This window comes from Microcystis sp. M169S2 (assembly GCF_020245865.1).
Lineage (GTDB): Bacteria > Cyanobacteriota > Cyanobacteriia > Cyanobacteriales > Microcystaceae > Microcystis > Microcystis ichthyoblabe_A.
The window spans coordinates 23,698-34,187 of the sequence record NZ_JADBUB010000130.1 but is presented as its reverse complement, the minus strand read 5'-3'; the positions used below and the strand labels follow the sequence as shown (position 1 = coordinate 34,187).

13 protein-coding genes are annotated in these 10,490 nt (G+C 42.4%); 6 read left to right on the top strand and 7 right to left on the bottom strand.

The annotated features are described in order from the left end of the window. Positions 1–342: 342 nt before the first annotated feature. On the bottom strand, positions 343–537 hold the full coding sequence (locus tag IM485_RS13680) for a hypothetical protein (RefSeq protein WP_287743741.1): 195 nt from the start codon (positions 535–537) through the stop codon (positions 343–345). 236 nt (positions 538–773) lie between these two features. On the opposite strand from IM485_RS13680, the gene IM485_RS13675 reads away from it, so the two are divergent. The 4 genes from IM485_RS13675 (at position 774) to IM485_RS13660 (ending at position 4,018) form a co-directional block, all read left to right on the top strand. Continuing rightward, positions 774–1,349, top strand: a complete 576-nt coding sequence (locus IM485_RS13675; RefSeq protein ID WP_287743739.1) for a hypothetical protein — start codon at positions 774–776, stop codon at positions 1,347–1,349. 1 nt (position 1,350) lies between these two features. Next, positions 1,351–3,030 (top strand): glycosyltransferase family 39 protein, encoded by a 1,680-nt coding sequence (locus IM485_RS13670; RefSeq protein ID WP_287743736.1) that lies wholly within the window; start codon positions 1,351–1,353, stop codon positions 3,028–3,030. Positions 3,031–3,041: 11 nt separating this feature from the next. Beyond that, positions 3,042–3,251 carry a hypothetical protein gene (locus IM485_RS13665; protein ID WP_002739214.1) on the top strand — a complete coding sequence of 70 codons (210 nt, stop codon included), beginning with the start codon at positions 3,042–3,044 and terminating at the stop codon, positions 3,249–3,251. A 368-nt stretch (positions 3,252–3,619) separates the two neighbouring features. Then, positions 3,620–4,018: a hypothetical protein gene (locus IM485_RS13660; RefSeq protein WP_104396289.1), complete on the top strand. Its 399-nt coding sequence runs from the start codon at positions 3,620–3,622 to the stop codon at positions 4,016–4,018. Positions 4,019–4,124: 106 nt separating this feature from the next. Here IM485_RS13660 and IM485_RS13655 read toward each other — a convergent pair whose 3' ends face one another. The 5 genes from IM485_RS13655 to rpmH all read right to left on the bottom strand — a co-directional run bounded on the left by IM485_RS13655 (position 4,125) and on the right by rpmH (position 6,763). Beyond that, positions 4,125–4,619, bottom strand: coding sequence for a Jag family protein (locus IM485_RS13655; RefSeq protein WP_002742607.1), 495 nt, complete (start codon positions 4,617–4,619; stop codon positions 4,125–4,127). After that, positions 4,619–5,767, bottom strand: coding sequence for a membrane protein insertase YidC (yidC, locus tag IM485_RS13650; protein WP_287743733.1), 1,149 nt, complete (start codon positions 5,765–5,767; stop codon positions 4,619–4,621). The genes IM485_RS13655 and yidC overlap by 1 nt, the downstream gene beginning before the upstream one ends. Positions 5,768–5,851: 84 nt before the next feature. After that, positions 5,852–6,247, bottom strand: a complete 396-nt coding sequence (locus IM485_RS13645) for a PH domain-containing protein (protein WP_104396077.1) — start codon at positions 6,245–6,247, stop codon at positions 5,852–5,854. Beyond that, positions 6,237–6,599 (bottom strand): ribonuclease P protein component, encoded by a 363-nt coding sequence (rnpA, locus tag IM485_RS13640; protein WP_104396078.1) that lies wholly within the window; start codon positions 6,597–6,599, stop codon positions 6,237–6,239. The genes IM485_RS13645 and rnpA overlap by 11 nt, the downstream gene beginning before the upstream one ends. A 26-nt stretch (positions 6,600–6,625) precedes the next feature. Then, entirely contained in the window at positions 6,626–6,763 is a 138-nt protein-coding gene (gene rpmH, locus IM485_RS13635) for a 50S ribosomal protein L34 (RefSeq protein WP_002739276.1), read from the bottom strand. A 90-nt stretch (positions 6,764–6,853) separates the two neighbouring features. Here rpmH and IM485_RS13630 point away from each other — a divergent pair, with 90 nt between their 5' ends. Then, positions 6,854–8,818, top strand: a complete 1,965-nt coding sequence (locus IM485_RS13630; protein WP_287743728.1) for an amylo-alpha-1,6-glucosidase — start codon at positions 6,854–6,856, stop codon at positions 8,816–8,818. 119 nt (positions 8,819–8,937) lie between these two features. Further along, a complete protein-coding gene (locus tag IM485_RS13625; RefSeq protein WP_104396080.1) occupies positions 8,938–9,579 on the top strand; it encodes an HAD-IA family hydrolase in 642 nt (213 codons plus the stop codon). Between the two features lie 116 nt (positions 9,580–9,695). On the opposite strand, the gene grpE is transcribed toward IM485_RS13625, so the two are convergent. Next, positions 9,696–10,418 (bottom strand): nucleotide exchange factor GrpE, encoded by a 723-nt coding sequence (grpE, locus tag IM485_RS13620; RefSeq protein WP_104396081.1) that lies wholly within the window; start codon positions 10,416–10,418, stop codon positions 9,696–9,698. Positions 10,419–10,490 lie beyond the last annotated feature (72 nt).

Here is a 10,490-nt window from a genome sequence, read left to right as displayed (position 1 = left end):
TATCAGTTATCAGTTATCAGTTATCAGTTATCAGTTATCAGTTATCAGTTATCAGTTATCAGTTATCAGTTATTAGTTATTAGTTTTCAGATTTGAGTTATTAGTTCACTGTTTACTGATCACTGTTTACTGATCACTGAAAAAACTACCCACTCCCCCACACCTTGGCTCTTCTAGGTTCTGTGTGATAAGTTTAACTTACATAGGATCGATCTTTGTGTCCTTTGTGTCTTTGTGGTTCGCTCCACTCCCTCGCTAGGAGTAATGTATCTTAGAATACATTTTACCCACCAAACCTGGGAGAGCCACACCTTTTCAACAGGATTGAGAATCAGAGGCAAATTAACGCATATTATTGACCGCACCGCTAACCAAACCAGCGCTAACATAGCGACCATAACCATCAAGACGGTTTTGTTGAGCGATTCGGGAGGGATTATTGACGAGATCGGCAACTCCCACACCCATCATCACCACGGAGATAACTGCGATTAAGTAGTTACGGACAAAAGTTGGATTTTGGCGGCTGACTAACATGGTTGTTACCTCTCTTTCCTGTCGATAACCTTAGAATACGAGAGGGTTTGGGGTGATGTCAGTCCCATAATTCCGGGTGACAGAAGTGGAAAAAAGTGGAATCCACAGACAAGCTATGATTTTTTGTCGATTAGAATCGGTAGATAGGGAATCGGGAACAGGAAAAGGGCAATATTCGTCATTAATCTGGTTAAATAATCAGTAAATTGCCTAAAAACTCAGATATTCTCCAGAATATGACCTTAGAAACCGCGATTATGACCATAAAATTTTTCTGGCCTTTAGTTTTAGGATTATCTATTGTTATTATTGACAATGGGCAATATTTGAGAGCAGAAACGGTAACTTTGAGCGCCAGTCAACGCCAACAACTGCGATCGCTAGATGCTAAGATTATTTTACCTAACTATATCCCTCCTGGATTTCGTCTGAGCGAGATTAAAATCCTCGCAGAAGAGAGGAAAGGATACGCAGTCCTCTTTGAAAATGCCGAGAATAGCTGTTTTTTGGTGGAAGGAATCGAAAACGCCGGGGGCGATGATGGTTTAGAATTAGAGGGAACCCTAGCGCTCAATTCCCCACTCTTTGGAGAAGGATACTGGCTCAATTATGGTACACCCAAAGACTCGGAATTAAGGCAACAATTCCCCGAACCCGATCTGTATTCCGATTGGATGAAAATGGGAGAATATTTTTATCGTCTCAGTGGGGCATTAATTGCCCGGGAGGAGTATGATTATCCTAATTGCCGTCAAGATATTTCTCCATCGGAAGCGGTTAAAATAATCGAATCTTTTGGAGATAACAATTAAATTGAATTTATCTACAGTCATTTCTAATCTACAACAAAAAGGCAAGGAGCGGTTAGCTTGGTCTGATTTTTGCTGGTTGGGATTAGTAATAATTTTGGGACTGGTTATTAGGTTAACACAATTAACGAGCAAACCTCCCTGGACGGATGAATTTGCCACTATGGTTTTTAGTATTGGCAATAATTACCAGATAGTGCCGTTAAATCAAATAATTTCCCTAGACACCTTATTAGCACCTCTCCAGAGCAACCATCAGGCAACTATTGCCGATGTAATTAAATTAGTTATTCAGGAGGACAATCATCCACCTTTATATTTTATTTTCGCCTATTTCTGGAATAAATTATTTTTTGATCGGGGAGAATATGTATCTTTAGAAGGAATGCGATCGCTGGCAGTATTTTGGGGAGTTATTTCGATTCCTCTAATTTATTTTATCAGTAAATTGGTCTTTAAATCTGGCTCGATCGCTTTTCTGTCGGCGATTTTAATGGCGGTTTCTCCCTACGCGGTTTTTATCTCCCAAGAAGCGCGTCATTATACTTTAGCGGTTGTATTTGTCCTCATATCTTTAGGCTGTTTTCTGAGGGCAAGCAGCAAAATTATCGACCATAAGAGAATATCCCATACTTTGGTTTTTTTCTGGTTAATTGTCAACTGTCTAGGGTTATTAGTTCACTATTTTTTTAGTTTAACTATCCTCGCAGAGGCAATAACTTTATTATGGATTTTATCCAATCAAATCAAACAAAAAAACTTTTGGATAACTAATTGGTGGCGTTTAAGTTTAGTTTTTTTAGGTAACTTGAGCTTTATTATTATTTGGTTTATCAGCTTTGTACCCAAAGATTATGGCAATCAGATGACTGGTTGGATTCAGAGAGACAATGATAGTTTTTTAGCCGTAATTAGCCCCTTTTTTCAATTGCTGGGAACATTAATAACTATGCTTTCCCTGCTCCCCGTTGAATCAGAATCTTTAATAATTATTTTGATTTCTGGGGCAATAATGATCGGTTTTTTTCTCTGGATTATCCCACAATTAAAAACAGCGTGGCTAGACTCCTATAAACCAGAATTAGGCATTCTCTCGGCATTTTTTCTCAGTTCAATTGCCATTTTCTTTGTCATAACTTATCTGCTTTCGATCGATATTACCCGGGGAGCTAGATATAGTTTTGTTTACTTTCCCTCAGTAATTTTAATTCTGGCAATTTTATTAGATAATTGTTGGCAAAGGAAGCGGAAAAGAATAGTAATTATTGTAATTATCATGGCTTTAGTTAGTTCCCTAAGTGTGACTTTTAATTTAGGCTATCGTAAGTATTATCGCCCAGATAAATTAGTTACCACTATCGAAAATAATAGCCGTTATCCGTTAGTAATTGCCACTAGCTATAGGAGTTTGGTGCAGGTGGGAGAAATGATGGGAATTGCTTGGGAATTTAACCAAAAATTTCCCGATAAAAACCCTAAGTTTCTCTTAGTTAACCCAGAACAAAAGCCAAATTTTAATCTGTCATCTTCTCTTCCTTTTGAATTATGGTTAATTAATTTCCATTCTTCAATAGATTTATCGGACTGTCAACCTTCAGAGTTATCCTCCAATTATGTAACAGGTTATCAATATCAAAAGTTTCTCTGTGGGCGATCGATGGATTATAATAGTAAAGTTAAGTAGGGCTATTAACTATGATTATTTGGGTAAATGAACAGATTGACCCCTGCGGTTTAGTACAAGCTTGCATTGCCTGTCAAGACGAACAAGCGGCAAAAGATTGTCATCAAAGTTGGTTAACCAGTCTTACGGACGAACAAAAACAAGCGGGGTGGGTGGCAGTTTTAAGAACCGTAGAATCTTGGGATGATGTACCAGTAAATGCTCTGAAGTTAAGTTATTAACTAGAGTTTGCAGCAAAAAGTTTTTCGTGGGGGTAGGGTGTGGGGTGTTTTTAAAGTTCGATGGGGAGTTAATCCCACTATTAACAACGTCAATCGATGACAAAATTTTGGCTGCCAGAGCTTTGAGAGCAAAAACAGGCGAAAAGACAGAAGAGAAAGGAGATATCTGGCTAAAATAACGTCAGTTCGGGTTAAGCAGATCTTGCCATGACTTTCAGGAAAGAATAGGACTGACTGGCTACGGTAAAATTAGGGTTTCGGCTTATCTCGAACTGAGGTTAAAATAAAAAATATTTCAGTTATCAATAGTAAAGCCCACTAAAATGATAACTGTCCTTCATTCCTACTCAAAACAGGGGCTATTTTTCGTGAATATCAGAAAAGAAATCACTTTATTGATGATGTGCATGGCATTTTCGAGTACATTTTTCGGTGAGGTTTTCGCTGCTCCACGTCTTGACTGGCACAGTGCCGATTTTGAAGGTCTGCGAGTAATTGCCGAGTCAGCTTGGAAGACCGAATACGAAGCAAAGAAACGCGGGGAAGAACTACACTTCAAATATGGATTTCAAAATCTGGGTATTCTTTGGATTCCTTACTATAGTAATCTATCGGGAAAATCGCTCTATCAAACAATTATCGTTCCAGAGGGCAATTGTGATCGATTTTTACAAGAGAATATTCGACGAATCAATCGCGATGCCTACTGCTTTACACCCAGTAATCGTGGTTTAGCCCCCAACCGTCGAGGTGGTCGGATTTTCTAATTTTATATCTCCCTGGCTGTGGTAATTCTCAACTCAATTTTAGAGTGAGCAAGAAGGCTAAAGCCTAAAATAAAAAAGAGGGCAGGTTTTACCCCACCCTTTGATCCTACTTTAAACGAATTACTAACCGGCGATCGGGTTCCACGCCGCGACTTTCCGTGGTTAAATCGTTTTCTTCCTGAAAAAAGGCATGAATTTGGCGACGTTCCGCCGAAGATAGGGCTTTTAATTCTATTTCCTGTCCTGTTTGCCGCACTTGCGTCGCCGCTTGATTCACCCAGTCGAAAAGTTCTGACTGTCTTTGTTGACGATAGCCGTTGATTTCGACAATATAGAACTGATGTTCTGCCGACTCGACACCAATATTTAGAATCGTATTAGCTAGGGATTGAATCGCATCTAGTCCCTCACCCTTGTTAGCGAGGAGGAGTTCCACTTGTTGGGGACTCAATTGACTACTATCAATAATTAACCAACAGGAGGAAGGTCCAGTTCCCAATTCCTGCACACCAATCTGGACATCTGCGGGCATGGCCATCAACTTTAGCAGTTTTTCCAGCCATTGTTTAGCTTTCTCGCTATTTTGCTCCCATATACTCATTACGATGTTTTTTCCTTTTTCTTGCTAGAACGTTTTTCAAAGGGGAGAGCATCGCGGGATTTTTCCGTTTTTTCCTGTTCCGCTACCAATTTTTGCAGGTTTTCCGGTAACGGTTCCCGCATTAAAATCACCGTTTGAATAGTTTGGAAGATGTTCGCAGTTAAGATATACATCAATACCCCCGCCGGTAAGGGGAAAAACAGGAACATCATACTAAAAATTATCGGGGTGATTTTATTCACCGTTTGTTGTTGTTGGGCTGCTCCCCCCGAAGGCGCACCGGCGCCGGATAACTCTTGGTTAACATAGATACTAACGCCGAAAGCGATCACCATCGCCAAGATATCCCAGTGAATTTCACCATTGGCACCGGTTGCCCCAATTCTTCCCAGGGCCTCAATAAAGAGAAAACCCGTATTAGCGGCAATCCCCGGCACGATAACTTTAATACTGGCATCTCCGGGGGCTAAAGCGACGATGGAACCGTCTTCATTCACCTGCACCAGTTCTTGACCTTTAACCACCTCGTAGGTGGGTTTTAGGTTATTTTCGGGTGCTTCCGTGGCTAATTGGCTTAAAGACTTGCCCTGGTCGTTTTGCAGGTCGATTTTTAGCTGTTCTCCCGGGGCGATTTTATTGCCTTGGGGTAAAAAAGCAGTGATGGGATAGTGGAGAGACTCGTCAATATAAACGTTTTGGGGTTTGGTGCCATAGGGTTGACGCTGCACGAGGGCGATTTGTTCGCTTGGCAGCACTTGTAAATCGACGGTATAGTTAATATCCGAGAAGGGGGAACCCCGCAGCGTCGCAAATAAAGCCAAAAGAATCGGCATTTGTAATAACAGGGGTAAACAACCCGCTAGGGGATTGCCCAACTCCTGCATTAATTTGCCCATTTCCTCCTGTTGTTTTTGGGGGTCATTTTTGTAGCGTTGTTGAATTTCTGTCTGTCTTTCCTTCATTAAGGGTTGAGTGATTCGCATTTTTCTCATATTGCGAATCTGGCCGGCACTGAGGGGAAAGACGGCAAATCTGACCACCAGCGTTAAAGCAATGATGGCGAAACCGTAACTATGCACAATCCGAAAGAAAAAATCTAGGATTGGCAACATGATATTTGTGGAAATAAATCCGACTCCAAAATCCATGGGTTTAATCTATGCCTTCTCGTTTAATAGGGGTTCACTTTGACAAATCTAATTTATCGAATCTCGGCGATCGATTATTTTGTTTTATTGACTGATGATCGATTCTAGGGGACGACCGGTTTTATCGGCGACTCTTTCGGCAATATAGTCATGAATTTCCCGAAATTTCGGCATCGCGCGCATTTCTAAACGACTTCTATCCTTGAGAGTTACGACAATATCCCCCCAAAGACCAATTCCTCTCGGCATTTTTGCCACTTTTGCCACTTCTGAATAGATAATATCTGTGCGATCGCGTCCCATCCAACCCCCAGTGATCGAAATCCGCCGATCGGTTATCTTATATCTTAACCAGATTGCCCGTACTATTGCCCCAACGGTTAAAGGTAAACAAATCACCGTAAATCCTAGCAGGATATTGATGATTAGGTCGCCGATGTGCGGACCGCCTTCATAAAAAGTTTCTTCTTTAATGCCCATGAATTATATTAGCCTTCACTAACAACTGCTTTAATTCTCGCAAAAAATGTTCATAATTGCACTCGATCGCCCCTGGACGGATAATGATTATCCCTCGCCATCCTGTCGCTATTTCTGGCAATAACTCCCGAATTACCGCTCGTATTTGCCTTTTTAGTCGATTACGAACCACCGCTTTTTTACTAACTTTCTTGCTAATCGAGATACCAAAACGACTCGGTTCGGGGGTATCTAGGCAAGAATCCTCTAAACTAATTAAGGTTAAGTGGGAACCGTGATAACGCTTCCCTGTTCCATAGACAGCTTGAAAATCCTGTCGATGTTTTAAGCGATGAATTTGGGGTAGTCCCACGAAAATTAGTCGGTTCCCAGAATAACCTAAACACTTAAACGATAGCGCCCTCTTTTCCGACGAGCTTTAATCACTTTACGTCCGTTGACGCTACGCATTCTCGCTCTAAATCCGGAAGTGCGCTTCTGTTTGCGCGTGGTTCCTTCTAAAGTACGTTTACTCACTGCTGATTTTTCTCCTTAAGATAGAGTTACTCTATAGATATAAAGACACAATTTTTGATTATAACAAAATTACTAGGAATTGGGAAGCTCATGGTCAAGCTCCGTTTCGGTCGGGATATCTGTAATTGTCTGCTGGTGGCTGAAAAGCGGGAATGGTTAGTCACTAATGGTATCGGTGGTTTTGCTGCGGGAACCGTGGCCGGATTGCTAACTCGCTGTTATCATGGCCTGTTGATCGCTGCTTTGGCTCCACCGACGCAAAGAACGCTTCTAGTGACTAAAATCGATGAATCGGTACAATATAACCAGAAACTCTATCATCTGGCCAGCAATCGCTGGTTAGGTGCTACGATCGAACCACAAGGCTATATTAATATCGAAAGTTTTCATCTGGAAGGGACAATTCCCGTCTGGACTTTTATCTGTGGGGATGCCTTACTAGAAAAGCGTATCTGGATGGAACCGGGAGAAAATACCACCTATACTCGCTATACCTACCTTCGCGGCAATTCTCCTTTAACCCTGAATCTCACTGCTTTTGTCAATTATCGTGATTTTCACGGCAATACCCAGAGTTTTAACTGGCAAATGGATATTAGTCCTCTGGAAAAAGGAGTAAGAGTGATTGCCTATGACCATGCTGTACCTTTTTATCTATTAATCAGTCAAGGAGAGGTTTTTCCCGCTCATATCTGGTATTATCGCTTTGATTTGGCCGTGGAACGTTATCGTGGTTTAATCGATCGGGAAAATCATCTTCATGCCGCCAGTTTTTCGGCTACTCTTAAAGTGGGAGAATCGGTGACAATTGCCGCTAGTACCCGTCCCGATCCCAGTTTAGACGGTCAATCTTCTCTAGAGTCTCGCTATCGCTACGAGAATAGTCTGATTAATCCCCAGCAGCCCCCATGGATTCAACAACTTACCCTTGCTGCTGACCAGTTTATCGTTAGTCGTCCTCTCCGGGATCAACCGGATGGCAAAACGATAATCGCGGGTTATCCTTGGTTTGGTGATTGGGGTCGCGATACGATGATCTCCCTAAGAGGATTAACTTTGACTACAGGCAGACCTGCGATCGCCCGTCAGATTTTACTAACTTTTTCCCGTTATCTAGACCGGGGTTTATTGCCGAATTTACTGCCCGATGGCGGAGAAATGCCCGAATATAACGCTGTCGATGCTATTCTTTGGTATTTTGAAGCCATTCGTTCCTATTTTAACCAAAGCCAAGATTTTGAGTTTCTCAGAACTATTTATCCCGCTTTAACGGAAGTGATCGCTTGGTTTCGTCGCGGTACTCGCTACAATATTCACCTAGATGACGATGGTTTGATCTATGCTGGCGAAGCGGGAGTACAGTTAACTTGGATGGATGCCAAAGTTGATGATCTGGTGATTACTCCCCGCGTCGGCAAACCCGTAGAAATTAATGCTCTTTGGTTCAATGCCCTAAAAATAATGGTTCAATTTGCCCATTATTTGGGCATGGATGCCACTGATTACGAAAAAATGAGAAAAATGACCCTAAAAGGGTTCTCTCGCTTCTGGGATGATTCTCTGGGGTATTGTTACGATGTTTTAGATACGGACAAGGGCAATGATGCCAGTTTACGACCGAATCAACTTTTTGCCGTGTGCTTGTCGGTGGAGGAGTTATTAAATTCCCCACAGAAAAAGGCCATTGTCGATATTTGTGCTTTAAAATTGTTGACTTCTCGCGGTTTGCGATCGCTAGATGTGGATCATCCTGATTACCGTGGCGTTTACAGTGGCGATCGCTTAAAAAGAGATAGTGCCTACCATCAGGGGACAGTCTGGGGATGGTTATTAGGGGCATTTATCGAAGCCCATCTAAAAGTCTATCGCGATCCCATCCTAGCCGAGAGTTTTTTAACACCGATGATTGACCATCTTCGGGATAGCTGTATCGGTAATTTAAGCGAAATTTTTGATGGTAATGCTCCTTTTACCCCTAGGGGAGCTTTTGCCCAAGCATGGACGGTGGCAGAGGTGTTAAGGGTTTGGCAAGTGATCCGAGAATTTCGGTCATAATCCTTTAAAATAAGCAATTGTTAGGTTTTTTAGGTCACCTAGAGGGCTGACCCTAAAAACCTCAGTTCGATGGTAATCACCGGTCGTCAGTCAAGAAAACCTTTATAAACAAAACTCTTATGCAGAAACCGCAAGTTATTTTTCTCGATGCTGTGGGTACCCTTTTTGGGGTAAAAGACAGTGTAGGAGCAATTTATAGTCAAATAGCGGCAGATTTTGGGGTAGAGGTGTCGGCCGAGAGCCTAGAACAGTCTTTCTCGGCTATTTTCCCCACTTCTCCCCCCCTAGCTTTTCCTGACGTTGAAACGGCACAAATTCCTGAGTTAGAGTATCGCTGGTGGCGATCGCTGACTGGGGCAGTTTTTAATAATTTAGGTTATCTGGAAAGATTTCCCGATTTTGAGGCTTTTTTTAGCGAACTTTACCATCATTTTGCCACGGCCGAGCCTTGGGTGCTGTACGAGGATGTCATTCCCGCTTTAAGACTCTGGCAGATTCAGGGGATCGAGTTGGGCATTATTTCTAATTTTGATAGTCGTATCTATCAAGTTTTGGCCGAATTAGGCTTAGAATATTTTTTTCGATCGATCACGATTTCTTCCCAGACAGGAGCAGCTAAACCAGATGCTGAAATTTTTCAAATTGCCCTGCAAAAACATGATTGTCCCCCTGCGCAAGCTTGGCATATTGGCGATAGTAAAAAAGAAGATTACCAAGGGGCAAAAGCCTTGGGTATAGAAGCATTTTTAATTAAAAGATAAATCGGTCAAGAGAGAAAAAGTCTCTGAGCGGGGATGAGGGATAGGTGATAGGGAGGGAATACAGACCCTACTGGCTAATACCTAACCCTCAAACCAGTTTAATCCCCATCGGAATTTTAGACTGATTCCTGGGATGGAATGGAAGGAGATTCTGACTGATCAGCGTTAGGATCCGCCTCTTTGGGGGCGGCCACTTTTACCAAAGCATGACGCAAAACCTGTTCTCCGAGAGTGTATCCCCGCACTAACTGCTCCACCACTGTGCCTTCGGGATGTTCATCGGTGTACTCCCGCATCATCGCTTCGTGGTAGCTGGGATCAAAGGGTTGACCTTCCGGACGCATGGGGGAAACGCCTAAACGCTTGAGACTGTCCACTAAGGTTTTATAGACCCCTTGGTAGCTTTTGTGAATACCCATCTCGCCATCATCGGCCGGTTTAATTTGAGTCCTGGCGCGCTCAAAATTATCCACCACACCAAGAATTTCCATCAGGGTTTTGCCCTTGATTTTTGTTTCCAGTTCCTCTTTTTCTTTCTCTGTGCGTTTGCGAAAATTGTCGAACTCGGCTGCTAGAGTGATATAGCGTTTCTTGTAGGCATCAACCTGTTGGGTTTGTTCCTCTAACTGCTGTTTGAGAGTGTCGATTTCCTCTTTTAGAAAATCGATAGTCATTCCGTCTAGAAGGGAAAATCCCTCGCTAGAGGCGGCCTGGTCCGTCACCGTTTTGGCTTCATCGGTGACACTGGTTTCTGATTCGGTGGCAAGAGATTCAGGGGAATTAGAAAAGGATTCTTGGTTTTCGTCGAAAATTGCTGAGGTATTTGGTTCTGCACTCATGGTATAGGATTTTAGTGGGGAATTTGGCAATATATGACCATTTAATGCTGATTTTGGTCTTTAAGTACCAGC

Bases quoted from the DNA above. Each gene is read 5' to 3' on its own strand.
- IM485_RS13680 (WP_287743741.1), bottom strand. From the start codon at position 537: ATGTTAGTCAGCCGCCAAAATCCAACTTTTGTCCGTAACTACTTAATC.
- IM485_RS13675 (WP_287743739.1), top strand. From the start codon at position 774: ATGACCTTAGAAACCGCGATTATGACCATAAAATTTTTCTGGCCTTTA.
- IM485_RS13665 (WP_002739214.1), top strand. From the start codon at position 3,042: ATGATTATTTGGGTAAATGAACAGATTGACCCCTGCGGTTTAGTACAA.
- IM485_RS13655 (WP_002742607.1), bottom strand. From the start codon at position 4,619: ATGAGTATATGGGAGCAAAATAGCGAGAAAGCTAAACAATGGCTGGAA.
- yidC (WP_287743733.1), bottom strand. From the start codon at position 5,767: ATGGATTTTGGAGTCGGATTTATTTCCACAAATATCATGTTGCCAATC.
- IM485_RS13645 (WP_104396077.1), bottom strand. From the start codon at position 6,247: ATGGGCATTAAAGAAGAAACTTTTTATGAAGGCGGTCCGCACATCGGC.
- IM485_RS13630 (WP_287743728.1), top strand. From the start codon at position 6,854: ATGGTCAAGCTCCGTTTCGGTCGGGATATCTGTAATTGTCTGCTGGTG.
- IM485_RS13625 (WP_104396080.1), top strand. From the start codon at position 8,938: ATGCAGAAACCGCAAGTTATTTTTCTCGATGCTGTGGGTACCCTTTTT.
- grpE (WP_104396081.1), bottom strand. From the start codon at position 10,418: ATGAGTGCAGAACCAAATACCTCAGCAATTTTCGACGAAAACCAAGAA.